The sequence below is a fragment of the Bacillus sp. FSL K6-1560 genome, from assembly GCF_038592935.1.
Classification (GTDB): domain Bacteria; phylum Bacillota; class Bacilli; order Bacillales; family Bacillaceae; genus Bacillus; species Bacillus subtilis.
In genome coordinates this window covers 2537116-2557587 of the sequence record NZ_CP151946.1, presented here as the reverse complement: position 1 = coordinate 2557587, position 20472 = coordinate 2537116, and the positions used below count along the sequence as shown (strand labels likewise).

Annotated in this window: 21 protein-coding genes; 20 read left to right on the top strand and 1 reads right to left on the bottom strand. The window is 43.7% G+C overall.

The features are described 5' to 3' along the window. Positions 1 to 25 precede the first annotated feature (25 nt). From acpP to ftsY, 4 genes are all read left to right on the top strand, one after another. Positions 26 to 259, top strand: coding sequence for an acyl carrier protein (acpP, locus tag NYE22_RS13700; RefSeq protein ID WP_003154310.1), 234 nt, complete (start codon positions 26 to 28; stop codon positions 257 to 259). Between the two features lie 139 nt (positions 260 to 398). Then, on the top strand, positions 399 to 1148 hold the full coding sequence (rncS, locus tag NYE22_RS13695) for a ribonuclease III (protein ID WP_003232030.1): 750 nt from the start codon (positions 399 to 401) through the stop codon (positions 1146 to 1148). A gap of 100 nt (positions 1149 to 1248) precedes the next feature. After that, a complete protein-coding gene (gene smc / locus NYE22_RS13690) occupies positions 1249 to 4809 on the top strand; it encodes a chromosome segregation protein SMC (protein WP_124048382.1) in 3561 nt (1186 codons plus the stop codon). A gap of 19 nt (positions 4810 to 4828) precedes the next feature. Further along, on the top strand, positions 4829 to 5818 hold the full coding sequence (gene ftsY, locus NYE22_RS13685; protein WP_003232026.1) for a signal recognition particle-docking protein FtsY: 990 nt from the start codon (positions 4829 to 4831) through the stop codon (positions 5816 to 5818). A 35-nt stretch (positions 5819 to 5853) separates the two neighbouring features. On the opposite strand, the gene NYE22_RS13680 is transcribed toward ftsY, so the two are convergent. After that, positions 5854 to 6339, bottom strand: coding sequence for an Ig-like domain-containing protein (locus NYE22_RS13680; protein WP_003245834.1), 486 nt, complete (start codon positions 6337 to 6339; stop codon positions 5854 to 5856). A gap of 176 nt (positions 6340 to 6515) precedes the next feature. Here NYE22_RS13680 and NYE22_RS13675 point away from each other — a divergent pair, with 176 nt between their 5' ends. The 16 genes from NYE22_RS13675 to topA all read left to right on the top strand — a co-directional run bounded on the left by NYE22_RS13675 (position 6516) and on the right by topA (position 20424). After that, positions 6516 to 6848 (top strand): putative DNA-binding protein, encoded by a 333-nt coding sequence (locus NYE22_RS13675; RefSeq protein ID WP_021479302.1) that lies wholly within the window; start codon positions 6516 to 6518, stop codon positions 6846 to 6848. A 13-nt stretch (positions 6849 to 6861) separates the two neighbouring features. Continuing rightward, positions 6862 to 8202, top strand: a complete 1341-nt coding sequence (gene ffh, locus NYE22_RS13670) for a signal recognition particle protein (protein WP_161985992.1) — start codon at positions 6862 to 6864, stop codon at positions 8200 to 8202. A 105-nt stretch (positions 8203 to 8307) separates the two neighbouring features. Next, positions 8308 to 8580, top strand: a complete 273-nt coding sequence (rpsP, locus tag NYE22_RS13665) for a 30S ribosomal protein S16 (protein ID WP_003220815.1) — start codon at positions 8308 to 8310, stop codon at positions 8578 to 8580. Further along, positions 8580 to 8825 carry a KH domain-containing protein gene (locus NYE22_RS13660; RefSeq protein ID WP_014476792.1) on the top strand — a complete coding sequence of 82 codons (246 nt, stop codon included), beginning with the start codon at positions 8580 to 8582 and terminating at the stop codon, positions 8823 to 8825. Before rpsP ends, NYE22_RS13660 begins: the two co-directional genes overlap by 1 nt. 121 nt (positions 8826 to 8946) lie before the next feature. After that, complete coding sequence (locus NYE22_RS13655; protein WP_014476793.1) at positions 8947 to 9333, top strand: YlqD family protein; 387 nt, start codon at positions 8947 to 8949, stop codon at positions 9331 to 9333. Positions 9334 to 9337: 4 nt separating this feature from the next. Continuing rightward, positions 9338 to 9862, top strand: coding sequence for a ribosome maturation factor RimM (rimM, locus tag NYE22_RS13650; protein ID WP_003232013.1), 525 nt, complete (start codon positions 9338 to 9340; stop codon positions 9860 to 9862). Beyond that, a complete protein-coding gene (gene trmD, locus NYE22_RS13645) occupies positions 9859 to 10590 on the top strand; it encodes a tRNA (guanosine(37)-N1)-methyltransferase TrmD (protein WP_003232011.1) in 732 nt (243 codons plus the stop codon). The genes rimM and trmD overlap by 4 nt, the downstream gene beginning before the upstream one ends. Positions 10591 to 10729: 139 nt before the next feature. Then, positions 10730 to 11077: a 50S ribosomal protein L19 gene (gene rplS / locus NYE22_RS13640; RefSeq protein ID WP_003220825.1), complete on the top strand. Its 348-nt coding sequence runs from the start codon at positions 10730 to 10732 to the stop codon at positions 11075 to 11077. A 142-nt stretch (positions 11078 to 11219) separates the two neighbouring features. Beyond that, positions 11220 to 12068, top strand: coding sequence for a ribosome biogenesis GTPase YlqF (gene ylqF / locus NYE22_RS13635; protein ID WP_021479300.1), 849 nt, complete (start codon positions 11220 to 11222; stop codon positions 12066 to 12068). 70 nt (positions 12069 to 12138) lie between these two features. Beyond that, entirely contained in the window at positions 12139 to 12906 is a 768-nt protein-coding gene (gene rnhB / locus NYE22_RS13630) for a ribonuclease HII (protein WP_021479299.1), read from the top strand. A gap of 31 nt (positions 12907 to 12937) precedes the next feature. Beyond that, on the top strand, positions 12938 to 14668 hold the full coding sequence (locus NYE22_RS13625; RefSeq protein ID WP_161985993.1) for a hypothetical protein: 1731 nt from the start codon (positions 12938 to 12940) through the stop codon (positions 14666 to 14668). After that, the gene (locus NYE22_RS13620; protein WP_003232001.1) at positions 14665 to 14946 is read left to right on the top strand and encodes a FlhB-like flagellar biosynthesis protein; all 282 of its coding nucleotides are present in this window, start codon (positions 14665 to 14667) and stop codon (positions 14944 to 14946) included. The genes NYE22_RS13625 and NYE22_RS13620 overlap by 4 nt, the downstream gene beginning before the upstream one ends. Positions 14947 to 15118: 172 nt before the next feature. After that, positions 15119 to 16276, top strand: coding sequence for an ADP-forming succinate--CoA ligase subunit beta (gene sucC, locus NYE22_RS13615; RefSeq protein ID WP_003244732.1), 1158 nt, complete (start codon positions 15119 to 15121; stop codon positions 16274 to 16276). A 28-nt stretch (positions 16277 to 16304) separates the two neighbouring features. Beyond that, positions 16305 to 17207: a succinate--CoA ligase subunit alpha gene (gene sucD / locus NYE22_RS13610; RefSeq protein ID WP_024572248.1), complete on the top strand. Its 903-nt coding sequence runs from the start codon at positions 16305 to 16307 to the stop codon at positions 17205 to 17207. 60 nt (positions 17208 to 17267) lie between these two features. Further along, positions 17268 to 18161 (top strand): DNA-processing protein DprA, encoded by an 894-nt coding sequence (gene dprA / locus NYE22_RS13605; RefSeq protein ID WP_015715882.1) that lies wholly within the window; start codon positions 17268 to 17270, stop codon positions 18159 to 18161. A gap of 187 nt (positions 18162 to 18348) precedes the next feature. Then, positions 18349 to 20424, top strand: a complete 2076-nt coding sequence (topA, locus tag NYE22_RS13600) for a type I DNA topoisomerase (protein WP_003245599.1) — start codon at positions 18349 to 18351, stop codon at positions 20422 to 20424. The last annotated feature ends 48 nt before the right edge of the window (positions 20425 to 20472 follow it).

Below are 20472 nucleotides of genomic sequence, written 5' to 3'. Positions count from 1 at the left end.
AATACTTGAGGGGAGGTGAATTGCTATGGCAGACACATTAGAGCGTGTAACGAAAATCATCGTAGATCGCCTTGGCGTTGATGAAGCAGACGTCAAACTTGAAGCTTCTTTCAAGGAAGACTTAGGTGCTGATTCCCTAGATGTAGTTGAGCTTGTTATGGAACTTGAAGACGAGTTTGATATGGAGATTTCTGACGAAGATGCTGAAAAGATTGCAACAGTCGGCGACGCTGTGAACTACATACAAAACCAGCAATAAGCTGATGCTAAAAGTCCCGCCGAAACGCGGGGCTTTAGCCCTTTATTCGTGCAGTTATTACAGCATGCCGCTTTTACGCGCGCTGTATCCGGTTTAGTCAGAGAAGCGCGGTGAACCTGATGTGCCTATGGAGGTTACTATGTCAAAACACTCACATTATAAAGATAAAAAAAAGTTCTATAAAAAAGTAGAACAATTTAAAGAGTTTCAAGAACGGATTTCGGTTCACTTTCAAAATGAAAAGCTTTTGTATCAAGCATTTACACATTCATCTTATGTGAATGAGCATCGGAAAAAGCCGTATGAAGATAATGAAAGGCTTGAATTTTTAGGTGACGCTGTTTTGGAACTGACGATCTCCAGATTCTTATTTGCCAAATACCCGGCTATGAGTGAAGGAGATTTGACGAAATTGAGAGCCGCAATTGTTTGCGAACCGTCTCTCGTTTCATTGGCTCACGAGCTGTCATTCGGCGATCTTGTCCTGTTGGGTAAAGGCGAGGAAATGACAGGCGGAAGAAAGCGTCCTGCTCTATTGGCGGATGTTTTTGAGGCATTTATCGGAGCCTTGTACCTTGACCAAGGATTAGAGCCGGTCGAAAGTTTCTTAAAAGTTTATGTGTTCCCTAAAATTAACGATGGTGCTTTTTCTCATGTGATGGATTTCAAAAGCCAGCTGCAGGAATACGTGCAGCGGGACGGCAAAGGCTCTCTGGAGTATAAAATCTCCAACGAAAAAGGACCTGCGCACAACCGTGAATTTGAAGCCATCGTATCTCTAAAAGGTGAACCACTCGGAGTCGGAAACGGCCGTTCAAAGAAAGAAGCCGAACAGCACGCTGCTCAGGAAGCTTTAGCTAAATTGCAAAAACACCATACGAAACAATAAAATCCCCCTTATGACTCAGGGGGATTTCAGTATGTATGCCGTCTTATTTCACCAATGTTTATGATAGAATTGAAATACTTATTACATAAGGAGGATCGCTATGTTCCTCAAACGTTTAGACGTTATAGGATTTAAATCATTTGCAGAACGGATTTCCGTAGACTTCGTTAAAGGCGTGACAGCAGTTGTCGGGCCGAACGGAAGCGGAAAAAGCAACATCACGGATGCCATTCGCTGGGTTCTCGGCGAACAATCGGCACGCTCTCTTCGCGGCGGAAAAATGGAGGACATTATTTTTGCCGGGAGTGATTCAAGAAAGCGATTAAATCTAGCTGAAGTTACGCTTACTCTTGATAATGATGATCATTTCTTGCCAATTGACTTCCACGAGGTGAGTGTCACAAGACGTGTGTACAGATCAGGTGAGAGTGAGTTTCTGATTAACAATCAGCCATGCCGCTTGAAAGATATTATTGATTTATTTATGGACTCTGGGCTTGGTAAAGAAGCATTTTCTATTATCAGCCAAGGGAAAGTGGAAGAGATCCTGAGCAGCAAAGCGGAGGATCGCCGCAGTATCTTTGAAGAAGCGGCCGGGGTGCTTAAATATAAAACGAGAAAGAAAAAAGCAGAAAATAAACTGTTTGAGACACAGGACAATCTAAATCGGGTAGAAGATATATTACATGAGCTTGAAGGACAGGTTGAACCTCTTAAAATTCAAGCTTCAATAGCGAAAGACTATCTTGAGAAAAAGAAAGAGCTGGAGCATGTTGAAATTGCGCTGACTGCCTATGATATCGAAGAGCTGCATGGTAAATGGTCGACTCTTAAAGAGAAAGTGCAGATGGCAAAAGAAGAAGAGCTTGCTGAATCGTCTGCTATTTCTGCGAAAGAAGCAAAGATTGAGGATACAAGGGACAAAATACAAGCGCTTGATGAGTCAGTAGATGAACTCCAGCAAGTTTTACTGGTAACTAGTGAAGAGCTGGAAAAGCTCGAAGGCCGTAAAGAAGTCCTGAAAGAACGAAAGAAAAACGCTGTGCAAAACCAAGAACAGCTTGAAGAAGCCATCGTTCAGTTCCAGCAAAAAGAAACGGTTCTGAAAGAAGAGCTTTCGAAGCAGGAAGCTGTCTTCGAAACGCTTCAGGCTGAGGTGAAGCAGTTAAGGGCGCAAGTAAAAGAAAAACAGCAGGCTCTCAGTCTTCACAATGAAAATGTCGAAGAGAAAATCGAGCAGCTGAAAAGTGATTATTTTGAGCTGTTAAACAGCCAGGCTTCGATACGCAACGAACTCCAGCTTCTTGATGACCAGATGTCCCAATCCGCTGTCACATTGCAGAGACTTGCGGACAACAATGAAAAGCATCTGCAGGAACGGCGTGATATTTCTGCGCGTAAAGCCGCATGTGAAACGGAATTTGCTCGAATTGAGCAGGAGATTCACAGTCAAGTCGGTGCATATCGTGATATGCAGACAAAATATGAGCAGAAAAAGCGTCAATACGAAAAAAATGAATCCGCTCTGTATCAGGCATACCAATACGTTCAGCAAGCGAGATCAAAAAAGGACATGCTTGAGACGATGCAGGGAGACTTTTCTGGCTTTTTTCAAGGTGTTAAAGAAGTGCTAAAAGCGAAAGAGCGCCTTGGTGGAATTCGCGGAGCGGTTCTTGAGCTGATTTCTACAGAACAGAAGTATGAAACGGCCATTGAAATAGCGCTCGGCGCTTCTGCTCAGCATGTCGTGACCGACGATGAACAATCTGCCCGAAAAGCGATTCAATATTTAAAGCAGAATTCCTTCGGCCGGGCGACGTTTCTGCCTCTTTCTGTTATTAGAGACCGCCAGCTTCAAAGCCGTGACGCGGAAACAGCCGCCCGACATTCATCATTTCTCGGGGTTGCCAGTGAACTTGTCACATTTGATTCTGCGTATCGAAGCGTCATCCAGAATCTTCTTGGAACCGTTCTGATCACAGAGGACTTAAAGGGTGCAAACGAGCTTGCAAAGCTTCTCGGGCACCGGTACCGCATCGTAACCCTTGAGGGAGATGTTGTGAACCCCGGTGGTTCAATGACGGGCGGCGCGGTTAAAAAGAAAAATAACTCCCTCCTTGGAAGAAGCCGGGAGCTAGAAGATGTGACGAAACGGCTCGCTGAAATGGAAGAGAAAACAGCACTGCTTGAACAAGAGGTCAAAACCCTTAAGCAATCCATTCAGGATATGGAGAAAAAACTGGCTGACTTAAGAGAAACCGGGGAAGGCTTAAGGTTAAAGCAGCAGGATGTGAAAGGCCAGCTGTACGAACTTCAAGTTGCCGAGAAAAATATCAATACCCATTTAGAGCTCTATGACCAAGAAAAATCTGCTCTGTCTGAAAGCGATGAAGAGAAAAAAGCGCGCAAACGCAAGCTTGAAGAAGAGCTCTCTGCCGTATCTGAAAAGATGAAACAGCTTGAAGAGGACATAGACAGACTGACAAAACAAAAACAAACGCAATCCTCAACGAAAGAGTCTCTCTCCAACGAGCTGACTGAGCTGAAGATCGCTGCGGCCAAAAAAGAGCAGGCTTGCAAGGGGGAAGAGGACAACCTTGCCAGGTTAAAGAAAGAGCTCACTGAAACAGAGCTTGCGTTAAAAGAAGCAAAAGAAGACTTAAGCTTCTTAACGTCAGAGATGTCATCTAGCACCAGCGGCGAAGAAAAGCTGGAAGAGGCAGCAAAACATAAATTGAATGACAAAACGAAAACGATCGAACTGATTGCATTAAGGCGCGATCAGCGCATCAAGCTTCAGCATGGGCTTGATACGTATGAGCGTGAGCTGAAAGAAATGAAACGTCTGTATAAACAAAAAACAACGCTCTTAAAAGACGAAGAAGTCAAACTCGGACGGATGGAAGTCGAGCTTGATAATTTACTCCAATACTTACGGGAGGAATACAGCTTGTCCTTTGAGGGGGCAAAAGAGAAATATCAGCTTGAAACTGATCCAGAGGAAGCCAGAAAGCGCGTGAAGCTGATTAAACTCGCAATTGAAGAGCTGGGTACCGTGAACCTCGGAAGCATAGATGAGTTTGAGAGGGTCAACGAACGGTACAAGTTTCTGTCGGAACAAAAAGAAGATTTAACAGAAGCGAAAAATACCTTGTTCCAAGTGATTGAAGAAATGGATGAAGAAATGACGAAGCGCTTTAACGACACATTCGTCCAAATCCGCTCACACTTTGATCAAGTTTTCCGCTCCTTATTCGGAGGAGGGCGAGCTGAACTGAGGCTCACCGATCCTAACGATCTGCTTCATTCAGGAGTCGAGATTATCGCTCAGCCGCCGGGGAAAAAGCTGCAAAACTTAAACCTCCTGTCAGGCGGAGAGCGTGCGCTTACTGCTATAGCGCTCTTATTCTCAATCCTAAAGGTTCGTCCAGTGCCGTTTTGCGTCCTTGACGAAGTAGAGGCTGCGCTCGACGAAGCGAATGTGTTCCGATTTGCGCAGTATTTAAAAAAATACAGCAGTGATACCCAGTTTATTGTGATTACCCACAGAAAAGGAACGATGGAGGAAGCGGATGTGCTTTATGGCGTAACCATGCAGGAATCCGGTGTTTCCAAGGTAATCTCCGTTAAGCTGGAAGAAACAAAAGAATTCGTTCAGTAACGAGGAAAGAGGTTAAAAGATGAGCTTTTTTAAAAAATTAAAAGAGAAAATCACAAAACAGACAGATTCCGTATCTGAAAAGTTTAAGGATGGCCTTGAAAAAACAAGAAACTCCTTTCAAAACAAAGTGAATGATCTTGTATCCCGTTACCGTAAAGTGGATGAGGATTTCTTCGAAGAGCTTGAAGAGGTTCTTATCAGCGCGGATGTCGGTTTTACAACCGTTATGGAATTAATAGATGAACTGAAAAAAGAAGTCAAACGCAGAAATATTCAAGATCCAAAGGAAGTCCAGTCAGTGATTTCTGAGAAACTGGTCGAGATTTATAACAGCGGAGATGAGCAAATTTCAGAACTGAACATCCAGGATGGGCGTTTAAACGTAATCCTTCTGGTAGGTGTAAACGGCGTCGGGAAAACAACAACGATCGGAAAGCTTGCCCATAAAATGAAACAAGAAGGAAAATCTGTCGTACTTGCCGCCGGAGACACTTTCAGAGCGGGAGCTATTGAACAGCTGGAAGTATGGGGAGAGCGTACAGGAGTGCCTGTCATTAAGCAGACGGCCGGAAGCGATCCGGCGGCTGTCATCTACGATGCTGTTCATGCTGCGAAAGCAAGAAATGCCGATGTATTAATTTGTGATACGGCAGGTCGTCTCCAAAACAAAGTAAATCTCATGAAAGAGCTTGAAAAAGTAAAACGTGTTATCGAAAGAGAAGTTCCTGAAGCTCCGCATGAGGTGCTGCTTGCCCTTGATGCCACGACCGGCCAAAATGCAATGGCTCAGGCAAAAGAGTTCTCTAAAGCAACAAATGTTACCGGCATTGCTTTAACGAAGCTTGACGGTACGGCAAAGGGCGGTATCGTCCTTGCGATTCGCAACGAGCTTCACATCCCGGTTAAACTAGTCGGTTTAGGAGAAAAAGTTGACGATCTTCAGGAATTTGATCCAGAATCCTATGTGTACGGACTCTTTTCAGATTTAGTGGAAAAAGCCGACGATTAAGAAAAAGGCCCCAACATCTTGGGGCCTTTTCTTTTTTATCTTCTTACTTGATAGGCGAAATGATAAAGGCTGTTATCAGTGGATACCAGTCTTGACTCACCAGAAAAAACTCTGAATGGGATGATGTCATAGTAATGAACGGAAACAGATGTGTAATACGTGTAATACCCAGCAGCTGGCCCCAAATACATTGGAACCTCAAATGTTCCGTTTGCATCAGTCGTTCCTGAAGCAGTTTGTGTTGTGTTTCCGACCTTCGTGTCCGCTTCAAATCTTACGGGCGCGTTTGGCACTGGCTGTCCGTTTTGGTCGAGTAATTTGCCGCTTACTGTAATATTGTACTTGACTCGCCAATATTGACCTTGTCCGTAATTGATTTTACCGTATACCCCTCCATCTGTGCTGATATTTGTGATTGAGGCCTTATAAGGTGCCTCAGCAGCGTCTGCTTGCTGTGCCGGGAAACCTATTGTAAACAGGGCTGCCAGACATAACATAAACAATAAACCGATTTTTTTCATAAAAATCCTCCTTTAAATAGGGTTCATATACAATATCGGAATAAATTGGATGATATTTAGCGCATTTTGGAAAAAACAATCAATGCTTTGACAAGATAAAAACTTGACAGTCTCAACAAAACCGTGTAAACTAAGTTATCGTAAAGGGATTTGACTTAACAAAGGGGAGAGCTCAAATGTCACTCGAAAAGACAACGAGAATGAATTATCTGTTTGATTTTTATCAGTCGTTGTTGACGTCAAAACAGAAGAGCTATATGTCGCTTTATTATTTGGACGATTTCTCCCTAGGCGAAATAGCCGAAGAATATGAGGTTTCAAGACAAGCTGTTTATGATAACATCAAACGAACAGAAGCGATGCTTGAACAATATGAAGATAAGCTGCTCCTTTTGAAAAAGTTTCAGGAGCGTAAAGAGATGTTTAATAAGCTGAAGGAGCTTGCTTCCGGTTCAAAAGAAGAGGAAGAAATTACAGCTCTGATTGAAGCGCTTGAGAAATTAGATTAGGAGGCGGCAAACTATGGCATTTGAAGGATTAGCCGACCGACTGCAGCAGACGATTTCTAAAATCCGCGGAAAAGGGAAAGTCAGCGAACAAGATGTAAAAGATATGATGCGTGAGGTTCGTCTTGCGCTGCTTGAGGCTGACGTTAACTTTAAAGTAGTCAAAGATTTTGTCAAAAAAGTAAGTGAACGCGCTGTAGGCCAAGACGTCATGAAAAGTCTGACGCCCGGCCAGCAGGTCATTAAAGTTGTTAAAGAGGAACTGACTGAGCTGATGGGCGGCGAAGAGAGCAAAATCGCCGTCGCAAAAAGGCCGCCGACTGTTATTATGATGGTCGGTCTCCAAGGTGCCGGTAAAACGACAACAAGCGGTAAGCTTGCGAATCTGCTGCGCAAAAAGCATAATCGCAAACCGCTGCTGGTTGCTGCCGATATTTACCGCCCAGCCGCAATTAAACAGCTGGAAACACTCGGCAAACAGCTTGATATGCCTGTTTTCTCTCTTGGCGATCAGGTCAGTCCTGTAGAAATAGCTAAACAGGCTATTGAGAAAGCCAAGGAAGAACATTATGACTATGTCATTTTGGATACGGCAGGCCGCTTGCATATCGACCATGAACTGATGGATGAACTGACCAACGTCAAAGAAATCGCGAATCCGGAAGAAATTTTCCTGGTTGTCGATTCAATGACCGGTCAGGACGCTGTGAATGTTGCCAAAAGCTTTAATGAACAGCTCGGTTTAACCGGTGTTGTGTTAACTAAGCTGGATGGAGACACACGCGGCGGGGCTGCGCTTTCTATTCGCGCTGTCACAAACACGCCAATTAAGTTCGCAGGTTTGGGCGAAAAGCTTGATGCGTTAGAGCCGTTCCACCCTGAACGCATGGCATCAAGGATTCTCGGCATGGGCGACGTGCTGACATTGATTGAAAAAGCACAGGCCAGCGTTGATGAAGACAAAGCCAAAGAGCTGGAACAAAAAATGAGAACGATGAGCTTCACATTGGACGATTTTCTGGAGCAGCTCGGGCAAGTCAGAAACATGGGGCCGCTTGATGAGCTTCTGCAAATGATGCCGGGTGCAGGTAAAATGAAAGGCCTGAAAAACATCCAAGTTGATGAAAAACAGCTGAATCATGTGGAAGCAATCATTAAATCAATGACTGTTCTTGAAAAAGAACAGCCGGATATCATCAATGCCAGCCGGCGGAAGCGGATTGCAAAAGGAAGCGGGACATCCGTACAGGAAGTCAACCGTCTGCTTAAGCAGTTTGATGAAATGAAAAAAATGATGAAGCAGATGACAAACATGTCAAAAGGCAAGAAAAAAGGGTTTAAGCTACCTTTTATGTAATCGGTTATACATGATAAAACCGTTGTTAAGAAAAAACACTTTACAAACACTTTTATCATTGTTAATATACTATCTTGTTGAAATATTTTCGGAGGTGCTAGTAAAATGGCAGTAAAAATTCGTTTAAAACGTATGGGAGCAAAAAAATCTCCTTTCTATCGTATTGTTGTAGCAGATTCTCGTTCACCACGTGACGGCCGTTTCATCGAAACAGTCGGAACTTACAACCCGGTTGCAAAACCAGCGGAAGTAAAAATTGACGAAGAGCTTGCTCTTAAATGGCTTCAAACTGGAGCGAAACCATCTGATACAGTTCGCAACTTGTTCTCTAGCCAAGGAATCATGGAAAAATTCCACAACGCTAAACAAGGCAAGTAATGACTGATCAACACTTGGAAGATTTGATTGTCCACATTGTGACGCCGCTTGTTGATCATCCAGATGACATTCGCGTCATAAGAGAAGAAACCGATCAAAAGATTGCGCTGCGCTTATCTGTCCATAAGTCAGATACCGGTAAAGTTATCGGAAAGCAAGGCCGGACTGCAAAAGCGATTCGAACAGCTGTATTTGCAGCTGGCGCACAGTCTTCTAAGAAAGTTCAATTTGAAATATTTGACTAAAAGGGAGAGGGCCGGCACCTCCCCTTTTTTTACACGCAAAAAAAGGGTAAACTGATAGAAGCTTAGGCAAAATAGAAAAGTCTGGGCGAGTAAAAGTTTTAAAAGCGGGGAGCTTGGTGCGATGCAAATTATTCACCGTGTAGCCGTTATGCAAGTCTTAACCGAGCGCAGCAAAGAAAAGCTTTTAGCTTCTTTTGCCGAAAAGAAACAAATGCTTGAACGAGAATGCAGCCAGCTCTATTTTCAGCTTAGAAAACATGAGAAAGAACAGCAAAACCCTGATATGATTGAACAATTTAAAAAGGCAATAGAAAAGCGAAAAGATGATATAAAAATCATCGATTTTCAAATTGCCCAAGTACATACATTGCCGCTTGGCAGTGAGTTGAAAGAAAAGGAAGTCGATGCGCTGCTGACGATTGAAGCCGGGGATGACTGGCATGAGAAAACAGCAGCGAACACCATCGTCATAAAAGACGGAAAAGTAATTGAAATTCGCCAGAGGTGATCATATGACAAAGCGATGGTTTAACGTAGGCAAAATCGTAAATACCCACGGAATCAAAGGCGAAGTGCGGGTGATTTCAAAAACAGATTTTGCCGAAGAACGATACAAGCCGGGAAACACGCTGTATTTGTTTATGGACGGCCGTAACGAACCAGTGGAGGTAACGGTAAACACACATAGACTGCATAAGCAATTTCATCTCCTGCAGTTTAAAGAAAGACAAAACCTAAATGAAGTAGAAGAGCTGAAAAACGCAATCATTAAAGTTCCTGAAGAAGAATTAGGAGAGCTGAATGAGGGTGAATTTTATTTCCACGAAATTATTGGGTGTGAAGTATTTACTGAAGAAGGCGAACTCATCGGAAAGGTCAAAGAAATTTTGACGCCTGGAGCCAATGACGTTTGGGTCATCGGACGAAAAGGAAAAAAAGACGCACTCATTCCTTACATTGAATCAGTGGTCAAACATATCGATGTCAGGGAAAAGAAAATTGAGATTGAACTCATGGAAGGGTTAATAGACGAATGAAAATCGACTTTTTGACGCTGTTTCCCGAAATGTTTGAAGGCGTGCTCGGCTCATCAATTCTTCAAAAAGCCCAGGAAAAAGATGCGGTGCAGTTTCAAGTCGTAAATTTCCGGGAGTACTCTGATAACAAGCACAATACTGTTGATGATTATCCTTATGGCGGCGGGGCAGGCATGGTTCTCAAGCCTCAGCCTGTTTTTGACGCGGTCGAGGACCTGACATCAAAGGCAGCCGCTGCTCCGCGTATTATCCTCGTATGCCCGCAAGGTGAGCGTTTTACCCAAAAAAAAGCCGAGCAATTAGCAAAGGAAGAGCATTTGCTGTTCATTTGCGGCCACTATGAAGGCTATGATGAACGCATTCGCGAGCACTTGGTAACGGATGAAATATCAATTGGCGATTTTGTTCTGACGGGCGGTGAGCTCCCTGCAATGATGATCGCAGACAGTGTGGTCAGACTGCTTCCGGGTGTACTGGGTAAAGAGGCTTCCCATATTGAGGATTCCTTCAGCACCGGACTTTTAGAGCACCCGCATTATACAAGACCGGCAGATTACAAAGGTTTAAAAGTGCCTGAAACACTCTTGTCAGGAAACCATGCAAAAATTGAAGAATGGCGGAATAAAGAATCGATCAGAAGGACCTACCTAAGACGTCCGGATCTGTTGAAAGACTACCCGCTTACAGAGCAGCAAAGAAAGTGGATTTCTGAATGGGAAAAAGAATAGATTTTATTGCATAGGCTATGAAATTGTGATAAGATACTACTTGTGGCTTAAGCGGGCTTATCCGCTGCAAGCTTGAAAACGATGTTCCGCTGTGCCGGTTTTTGTGGCCAAGAGCATCTGTTGGAAGGAGTTGAAAACGATGCAAAAACTAATTGAAGATATCACAAAAGAACAGCTTCGTACTGATCTTCCTGCGTTCCGTCCTGGTGACACTTTACGTGTACACGTTAAAGTTGTTGAGGGTAACCGTGAGCGTATCCAGATCTTTGAAGGTGTTGTGATTAAGCGTCGTGGTGGTGGAATCAGCGAAACGTTCACAGTTCGTAAGATTTCTTACGGTGTTGGCGTTGAACGTACTTTCCCAGTACACACACCAAAAATCGCGAAAATCGAAGTTGTACGTTACGGTAAAGTACGCCGTGCTAAACTTTACTACCTGCGTGAACTTCGCGGAAAAGCGGCTCGTATTAAAGAGATCAGACGATAATGATAACGAACGAAAAGAGCTTGTTACCTGTAACAAGCTCTTTTTTTATACAGAATTTGAAAATGCCGGACAGGCATCGTAAAATACATAAAGGACAACAATGAATCATGCATACTGAAGATAAAGGCGGTGTTCGTGTCACATGACAATTCAATGGTTCCCGGGCCATATGGCAAAAGCAAGAAGGGAAGTAACCGAAAAATTAAAATTAATCGATATCGTATATGAATTGGTAGATGCCAGAATTCCAATGTCATCAAGAAACCCAATGATTGAAGATATTCTAAAAAACAAGCCGCGAATTATGCTGTTAAACAAGGCTGACAAAGCAGATGCGGCAGTTACACAGCAGTGGAAAGAGCACTTTGAGAAGCAGGGGATCCGCTCTCTGTCTATTAATTCTGTAAATGGACAAGGGTTAAATCAAATTGTGCCTGCATCAAAAGAGATCCTCCAAGAAAAATTTGACCGGATGCGTGCGAAAGGTGTGAAGCCGAGAGCGATTCGTGCTTTGATTATCGGTATTCCAAACGTCGGAAAATCAACACTCATCAACCGGCTTGCAAAGAAAAACATAGCAAAAACGGGAGACAGACCTGGTATTACGACCTCTCAACAGTGGGTCAAAGTTGGGAAAGAATTAGAGCTATTAGATACACCGGGAATTTTGTGGCCTAAATTTGAGGATGAGCTTGTCGGTTTGAGACTGGCAGTCACCGGGGCTATTAAAGACTCGATTATCAATTTGCAGGACGTGGCCGTGTTTGGTCTTCGTTTTCTCGAAGAACATTACCCAGAACGGCTCAAGGAGCGTTATGGCCTTGAGGAGATCCCAGAGGACATTGCCGAGCTGTTTGATGCAATAGGTGAAAAGCGGGGCTGTCTCATGAGCGGTGGGCTCATTAACTATGATAAGACGACTGAAGTCATCATTCGCGATATTCGCACTGAAAAGTTCGGCAGGCTGTCATTTGAACAGCCGACGATGTAAAGGCGCGCAGAAATGCGGGTCTTTATTTTTTCTTGGCTGAACCGATACATACAGTAAGGGAGAAGAGAAAGTGAATACATTAACCGTAAAGGACATTAAAGACCGTTTGCAGGAAGTGAAGGATGCACGAGACCCATTTATTGCCCAATGCGAAAACGACCCGAGAAAAAGCGTTCAAACGCTTGTAGAGCAATGGCTTAAAAAGCAAGCGAAAGAAAAAGCGCTGAAAGAACAATGGGTGAATATGACTTCCTATGAAAGGCTGGCAAGAAACAAAGGATTTCGCTTGATTGCAGGTGTTGACGAGGTCGGCCGGGGGCCATTGGCAGGACCAGTTGTCGCCAGCGCAGTCATCCTTCCAGAGGAATGTGAAATACTTGGGCTGACAGACTCCAAAAAGCTTTCAGAGAAAAAACGCGAGGAATATTACGAGCTTATTATGAAGGAAGCACTGGCGGTCGGGATAGGAATTGTAGAAGCTACTGTGATTGATGAGATCAATATATATGAAGCTTCAAAAATGGCAATGGTGAAAGCGATACAAGATTTGTCGGCTACACCTGATTATTTGCTTGTTGACGCAATGACACTTCCGCTCGACACGGCTCAGGCGTCAATTATAAAAGGCGATGCCAAAAGCGTGTCTATTGCGGCAGGTGCGTGTATCGCAAAAGTGACGAGGGACCGAATGATGAGCGCTTATGCCGAAACGTATCCCATGTACGGCTTTGAAAAAAATAAAGGCTATGGGACAAAAGAACATTTGGAAGCTCTCGCTGCATACGGCCCAACTGAATTGCACCGCAAAACTTTCGCTCCTGTTCAATCTTTCAGATAAATCACCATGGACAAGGAGGCACCTATTTAAAATGAACATACGAAATGATGTGCAAAAGGCTCTGCAGCACCTTTTCGGGCGTACAGCCGTCCCGCAGGAAACATCAAAAGTAAACGAAGCGCTAAACGGGGAGAAGCGTCTCCTCTTAGGAAAAGTGCTTCGTTTACTAGGAGATCAGCATGCCCTGATCCAAGTCGGCAATCAAACTGTTCAGGGAAAACTTGAAACCCAGCTTCGTCCTCAGGCATACTATTGGTTTTCCTACGAAAAAAAAACGGCAGAGCAAACAGGCCGTCTTCAGGTCGTTCAAAGCTTTGATCAAAATCCTAAAACCATTCAGGATGCAGCTGGCAAGCTTTTAAATGCCATGTCAGTGAAGACGTCAAACGCAGCTCTCATGATGACAGGAGCGATGCTGAAGAGCAAAACACCCGTAACAGAAAATGATATCAAAACAGCTGTCCGCTGGATGGACACGCTGCCTTCGCAAGACACAAAAAAAGCAGTTGAAACGGTTCTCTTCGCTTTAAAGCGTGATCTTCCCATTCACTCCGAGATTTTGAATGGTGTTCACGCTGTGAAATCGCCTGTTCCGTTGCATCAGCACGTATCCCAGCTGCTACAGGCAATCGACCAAAACCCTCAGCAGAGCCAAATGATGTCAAAGCTAAAGGAAGCAGTTACGGTGCTTTTAAATAGTGAAATCGATGTCCATGCAGAACGGCTGATTGATAAGCTTATTTCTTTAACCGACAATACGAAAGCACCTTCTCCGACGAATACAGCTGGAAGCAGGGAGCTTAGCACACCAGCTGGCTCCCCCGGAAAAGCCAGCCTGCCGATTGCAAATCACACAGCAGAACATAGAAGCATACAAGAAGAGCCTGTTAAAACAGCAGCAGACATTCCAATTAAAGAAGCCCGCCAGCTGCTGGTGAAGCTGACGGAATCTGCTGAAAAAAACAGTCTCCAAATTGTGAAAGTAGCAGCAAATTGGATTAAAGCGGCTGCTTCATCGGGTGATAGTAAGTCACTTGCAGCTTCAGCAGTTTTACAAGCGGCACAAGTCACAGACCAGGAAGCCGAAGTCTTTTTAAAGGCTGTTCAGCAGACAGCACCCCATTTGGCGGATAAGGCAGATGTTCTTTCTTTCTTATCCAAAGTGAAAACGGCAATCGGCGCAAGGGACGAGGTTGCGTTCATTAAAGCGTTTGAACAAGGAAGCGCAGTCACATCTGGCGAAATGCAATCCATCAAGCTGGCTCTTTCTGCCTTAAGAGCATCGCATGAGGTAGCCGAACCAGTCAAACAAGAAGCCGATCAGCTTTTTCATAAATTAAATGGCCAGCTTTTCATGCAGCAGGACCATCCATCATACAGCCAAATTGTAATGTCATTTCCGATGTTTTCGAAGTCAGGGGTTCAGGACATGACTGTTCTGTTTAAAGGAAAGAAAGAAGCGGATGGAAAGCTTGATCCTTCCCATTGCCGCCTTTTGTTTTTGCTGCAGCTTGATACACTAAAAGAAACCGTCGTTGATTGCTTGGTACAGCAAAAAGTCATGACCATTACAATAGAGACTGATTTCGAGCTGCAGGCTGCGATCGATCCGATGGTGCCCGCGCTTAAACAGGGGCTAAAGGAAATGGGGTACAGCCTTTCAGGGGTAAACGCTAAAAAAAGGGTTCACACCGAAGAAAAGGCTTCAATCGATCAATATATAACAAGTATCAGTGATCAGGAAGTGGATGTGAAAATATGAAAGAGCAGACACCGATCAGAAAAGCTGTTGCTCTCCATTATGACGAACAAAAAGACAAGGCGCCGAGAGTGATTGCCACAGGGAAGGGCCATGTAGCTGACAACATTATCAAAGAAGCGAAAAAAGCAGGGGTCCCGATTCAAGAAGATCGGACCCTTGTCGAATTAATGCGCCATTTGACGGTAGATGATCAAATTCCTGAAGCTCTTTATGAAACGGTAGCCGAGATTTTTTCATTCATTTACAAATTGGACGAAAGCGTAAAAAACAAAAAATAGCTAAAATATTCCCCATCCTTCTTTGAAATTTATGTTTTTAATAAAGTAAAAGTTTGAATGTTTAGAAGGATTAAAAGATTTTGCATCGAACTGTAGACAATTCTTCCAGTATTATTATAGAATGAAAGCGCAGTCTATTTTAGTTTTGTTACATAAGTTAGGAGGATGGGAAATGAATATCCATGAGTACCAGGGAAAAGAAGTCCTCAGAAAATATGGGGTATCTGTTCCTGAAGGTAAAGTGGCTTTTACAGCAGAAGAAGCAGTTGAGAGTGCAAAGAGCTTATCCAGCTCGGTTTATGTCGTAAAGGCTCAAATTCATGCTGGCGGTCGAGGCAAAGCTGGTGGGGTAAAAATAGCAAAATCATTAGACGAAGTAAAAGCGTATGCCGAAGAACTATTAGGGAAGACCCTAGTTACACATCAGACGGGTCCGGACGGCCAAGTAATAAAACGCTTACTTATTGAAGAAGGCTGCGATATTAAAAAAGAATATTACATCGGTCTAGTGCTTGACCGCGCCACTTCAAGAATCGTTTTAATGGCTTCTGAAGAAGGCGGAACGGAAATTGAAGAGGTTGCGGAGAAAACACCAGAAAAAATCAAAAAAGCTGTCATTGATCCGGCTGTTGGCCTTCAAGGCTATCAAGCCAGAGAAATTGCATTCGCTATTAATATTCCAAAAGAGCTCGTGGGAAAAGCTGCTAAATTTATGCTTGGACTATATAAAGCGTTTGTTGAGAAAGACTGCTCAATCGCCGAAATCAATCCGCTTGTTGTGACTGGCGACGGAAATGTGATGGCGCTTGATGCAAAATTGAATTTTGACAGCAATGCGTTGTACCGACAAAAGGACATTATGGAATACAGAGATTTGGATGAAGAAGATCCGAAAGAAATTGAAGCGTCCAAATATGATCTAAGCTACATTTCCCTTGATGGAAATATCGGCTGTATGGTAAACGGCGCGGGACTTGCAATGTCTACGATGGATATTATCAAGCATTATGGAGGAGAACCGGCCAACTTCCTTGATGTGGGCGGCGGTGCAACCGCGGAAAAAGTCACGGAAGCATTTAAAATCATTCTTTCTGATCAAAACGTTAAAGGGATTTTTGTCAACATTTTCGGCGGCATTATGAAATGTGATGTCATCGCAGAAGGGGTTGTTGAAGCGACTAGACAAGTTGGTTTGACATTGCCGCTTGTCGTCCGTCTTGAAGGCACAAACGTGGATCTAGGGAAGAAAATCCTTAGTGAATCAGGATTAAACATTACATCTGCGGAATCAATGGCTGACGGCGCGCAGAAAATCGTATCCTTAGTTTAAGAAAGAATGAAAGGCAGGGGACCAAATAATGAGTGTTTTCATTAATAAAGATACAAGAGTTATTGTGCAAGGGATTACAGGTTCTACCGCTTTATTTCATACGAAGCAGATGCTCGAATACGGCACAAATATCGTTGGCGGTGTAACACCTGGAAAAGGCGGAACAGAAGTGGAAGGTGTTCCTGTATTTAATACAGTGGCTGAAGCAGTTCAAACGACCGGCGCTAACGCGTCTGTTATATATGTGCCCGCACCGTTTGCAGCTGATGCGATTATGGAAGCGGTAGATGCGGAGCTTGATCTCGTGATTTGTATCACAGAACATATCCCGGTTTTGGATATGGTGAAGGTCAAACGCTTCATGGAAGGCAAGAAAACGAGACTGATAGGGCCGAACTGTCCTGGTGTCATTACGCCTGAAGAGTGTAAAATCGGCATTATGCCCGGATACATCCATAAAAAGGGTCATGTAGGCGTTGTATCACGTTCAGGAACATTAACATACGAAGCGGTGCACCAGCTCTCAGAAGCGGGTGTAGGGCAATCTACAGCTGTTGGAATCGGCGGCGACCCTGTAAATGGAACAAACTTTATTGACGTTTTAAAAGCGTTTAACGAAGATCCTGACACACACGCAGTCATCATGATTGGCGAAATCGGCGGTACGGCCGAAGAGGAAGCGGCAGAGTGGGTAAAAGCCAACATGACAAAACCGGTAGTCGGTTTTATCGGCGGTAAAACAGCACCTCCTGGGAAGCGCATGGGGCATGCAGGCGCCATTATTTCCGGCGGAAAAGGGACAGCTGATGAAAAAATCAAAACCCTTAATGCATGCGGAATCGAAGTTGCAGAGACACCTTCTGTCATGGGTGAAACCTTAATCAAGGTGCTGAAAGAGAAGAACTTGTTCGAAACTTGTAAAACGCATTAATAAAAAAGGGACAGCCGTCAAGGCTGTTCCTGCTTTTTCTAACAAAAGGAGGTCAATCTATTGGATCAGGCCGCTGCCTGCCTAACGATTTGCAGGATCAATCAATTATTATCCCCATCCCTTCTATTAAAATGGTGGAAAGCCGATCCGTCTATGTCGCTGACATCACCTGTGTTACAAACGGTTACTCGTGATCAAATAAAAGCAGCTGCATTAAAAAACGAAATAGAACAACTTTATCCAAAGCTCCAGCGTGTACTTGCTGCTTATCGTGAGCAAGGCATTAACACCATCCCTATTTCTTCAAAGCAATATCCTTTCTGGCTTAAAAGCATTTATGATCCCCCCGCCGTACTGTTTGCAAAAGGTGATATGACTCTTCTTTCGAAAGGGAGAAAAATTGGAATTGTAGGGACAAGAAATCCAACAGCTTATGGGAAACAAGTTGTCAATCATCTTACAAAAGAGATCTGTCGTAAAGGTTGGGTGATTGTCAGCGGACTGGCGTCTGGGATAGACGGAATGTCCCATGCTGCAAGTATTAAGGCGAAGGGGCGGACAATTGGCGTCATTGCAGGCGGATTTCAGCACATTTATCCCCGAGAAAACCTTCAGTTAGCAGATCACATGGCTAAACACCATATCCTGCTGTCAGAGCACCCACCTGAAACTAAACCCCAAAAATGGCATTTCCCTATGAGAAACCGTATTATCAGCGGACTAAGTGAAGGCGTTATTGTCGTTCAGGGCAAAGAAAAAAGCGGTTCGCTGATTACTGCCTATCAAGCATTGGAACAAGGGAGAGAGGTATTTGCCGTACCCGGTTCATTGTTTGACCCTTACGCCGGAGGTCCTATAAAACTGATCCAGCAGGGGGCTAAAGCCATATGGTCAGCAGAGGATATTTTCGAGGAACTTCCTGAGAGAAACGTTCAATATACGGAACCCTTTTGAATTATCGTTTGACAAACGGTATTGTAATATTTAATAATAGTGAGGATTTAAAGTTGCATATTGTTTTCTATTTAATTAATGACGTTCATGATAAAGAATGAAATGTTGAAAGCCAAATAAAGACAGCTGCAAAAATAAAATTGAAATATCTTGAAAAGAGAGAGAACACCTCTTGAGGGGGATGAAAATGTCTGATTATCTAGTCATCGTGGAATCGCCCGCTAAGGCGAAAACGATTGAACGTTACTTAGGTAAAAAATATAAAGTAAAAGCATCAATGGGACATGTCCGGGATCTTCCAAAAAGTCAAATGGGAGTTGACATAGAACAGAATTTTGAACCGAAATATATTACCATTCGAGGTAAAGGCCCGGTATTAAAAGAGCTGAAAACGGCTGCGAAAAAAGCCAAAAAAGTGTATCTCGCAGCCGACCCCGACAGAGAAGGGGAAGCGATTGCATGGCATTTGGCACACAGTCTTGATTTAGATCTCAACTCAGACTGCCGTGTGGTGTTTAACGAAATTACAAAAGACGCTATTAAGGAATCGTTTAAGCATCCCCGCATGATCAATATGGATTTAGTGGATGCACAGCAAGCGAGACGTATTTTAGACAGGCTTGTCGGATATAAAATCAGTCCGATCTTATGGAAAAAAGTCAAAAAAGGGCTTAGCGCAGGACGCGTGCAATCCGTTGCCCTCCGTTTGATTATTGACCGTGAAAAAGAGATTAACGACTTTAAGCCTGAGGAATATTGGACAATTGACGGTACATTCTTAAAAGGTCAAGAAACCTTTGAAGCGAGCTTTTTCGGGAAAAACGGCAAAAAACTTCCTTTAAATAGCGAAGCTGATGTAAAAGAGATTCTTTCTCAGCTCAAAGGGAATCAATATACAGTTGAAAAAGTAACCAAAAAGGAACGCAAACGTAATCCTGCTTTGCCTTTTACCACTTCTACCCTGCAGCAGGAAGCGGCTCGCAAGCTCAATTTCAGAGCGAAAAAAACGATGATGATTGCACAGCAATTATATGAAGGAATTGATTTAGGAAGAGAAGGAACGGTTGGGCTGATCACGTATATGAGAACGGATTCAACCCGTATTTCAAATACGGCTGTTGATGAAGCAGCTGCATTTATTGATCAGACATATGGAAAAGAGTTCCTAGGCGGAAAACGGAAGCCTGCGAAAAAGAATGAAAATGCCCAGGATGCCCACGAAGCAATTCGGCCGACATCAGTTCTTAGAAAACCAAGTGAATTAAAAGCAGTCCTCGGCAGAGACCAAATGAGACTGTATAAATTAATTTGGGAGCGTTTTGTTGCCAGCCAAATGGCACCGGCTGTTCTCGATACAATGAGTGTCGACCTGACAAACAACGGTTTGACATTTCGTGCAAATGGAAGTAAAGTCAAGTTTTCCGGGTTTATGAAGGTGTATGTTGAAGGAAAAGACGATCAAATGGAAGAAAAAGACCGGATGCTGCCTGACTTACAAGAAGGCGACACGGTATTATCAAAAGATATAGAACCTGAGCAGCATTTTACCCAGCCGCCTCCGCGATATACTGAGGCCCGGCTTGTTAAAACCCTTGAAGAACGCGGTATCGGCCGTCCATCCACATATGCTCCGACACTTGATACTATTCAGCGGCGCGGCTACGTGGCATTGGATAATAAACGTTTCGTTCCGACTGAATTAGGTCAGATCGTTCTTGACTTGATCATGGAGTTTTTCCCTGAGATCATTAACGTTGAGTTTACAGCTAAAATGGAGAGAGATCTTGATCATGTTGAAGAAGGAAATACCGAATGGGTCAAGATTATCGATAATTTCTACACCGATTTTGAAAAACGCGTGAAAAAAGCCGAATCGGAAATGAAGGAAGTTGAGATTGAACCAGAGTATGCTGGAGAGGATTGTGAATTGTGCAGTTCTCCAATGGTATATAAAATGGGACGGTACGGTAAATTCTTAGCTTGCTCCAACTTCCCTGACTGCCGGAACACGAAACCGATTGTGAAACAAATTGGTGTGAAGTGCCCGAGCTGCGGAGAAGGAAACATTGTTGAGCGAAAATCGAAAAAGAAACGGGTGTTTTACGGCTGTGACCGTTATCCGGACTGTGAATTCGTATCATGGGACAAACCAATTGAACGAAAATGCCCGAAATGCGGAAAAATGCTCGTCGAGAAAAAACTCAAAAAAGGCATACAAGTCCAATGCGTGGAATGCGATTATAAGGAAGAACCACAGAAGTAGCGGTGAGCAGGGTCTTGCTCACCTTCTTTGTGTGTTAAAAGAAGGCCT

Coding starts and splice junctions, on each gene's coding strand:
- ftsY (WP_003232026.1), top strand. CDS start 4,829: ATGAGCTTTTTTAAAAAATTAAAAGAGAAAATCACAAAACAGACAGAT.
- acpP (WP_003154310.1), top strand. CDS start 26: ATGGCAGACACATTAGAGCGTGTAACGAAAATCATCGTAGATCGCCTT.
- NYE22_RS13660 (WP_014476792.1), top strand. CDS start 8,580: ATGACTGATCAACACTTGGAAGATTTGATTGTCCACATTGTGACGCCG.
- rimM (WP_003232013.1), top strand. CDS start 9,338: ATGACAAAGCGATGGTTTAACGTAGGCAAAATCGTAAATACCCACGGA.
- sucC (WP_003244732.1), top strand. CDS start 15,119: ATGAATATCCATGAGTACCAGGGAAAAGAAGTCCTCAGAAAATATGGG.
- NYE22_RS13620 (WP_003232001.1), top strand. CDS start 14,665: ATGAAAGAGCAGACACCGATCAGAAAAGCTGTTGCTCTCCATTATGAC.
- trmD (WP_003232011.1), top strand. CDS start 9,859: ATGAAAATCGACTTTTTGACGCTGTTTCCCGAAATGTTTGAAGGCGTG.
- rplS (WP_003220825.1), top strand. CDS start 10,730: ATGCAAAAACTAATTGAAGATATCACAAAAGAACAGCTTCGTACTGAT.
- NYE22_RS13655 (WP_014476793.1), top strand. CDS start 8,947: ATGCAAATTATTCACCGTGTAGCCGTTATGCAAGTCTTAACCGAGCGC.
- sucD (WP_024572248.1), top strand. CDS start 16,305: ATGAGTGTTTTCATTAATAAAGATACAAGAGTTATTGTGCAAGGGATT.
- rpsP (WP_003220815.1), top strand. CDS start 8,308: ATGGCAGTAAAAATTCGTTTAAAACGTATGGGAGCAAAAAAATCTCCT.
- rncS (WP_003232030.1), top strand. CDS start 399: ATGTCAAAACACTCACATTATAAAGATAAAAAAAAGTTCTATAAAAAA.
- NYE22_RS13675 (WP_021479302.1), top strand. CDS start 6,516: ATGTCACTCGAAAAGACAACGAGAATGAATTATCTGTTTGATTTTTAT.
- ylqF (WP_021479300.1), top strand. CDS start 11,220: ATGACAATTCAATGGTTCCCGGGCCATATGGCAAAAGCAAGAAGGGAA.
- NYE22_RS13680 (WP_003245834.1), bottom strand. CDS start 6,339: ATGAAAAAAATCGGTTTATTGTTTATGTTATGTCTGGCAGCCCTGTTT.
- ffh (WP_161985992.1), top strand. CDS start 6,862: ATGGCATTTGAAGGATTAGCCGACCGACTGCAGCAGACGATTTCTAAA.
- NYE22_RS13625 (WP_161985993.1), top strand. CDS start 12,938: ATGAACATACGAAATGATGTGCAAAAGGCTCTGCAGCACCTTTTCGGG.
- smc (WP_124048382.1), top strand. CDS start 1,249: ATGTTCCTCAAACGTTTAGACGTTATAGGATTTAAATCATTTGCAGAA.
- topA (WP_003245599.1), top strand. CDS start 18,349: ATGTCTGATTATCTAGTCATCGTGGAATCGCCCGCTAAGGCGAAAACG.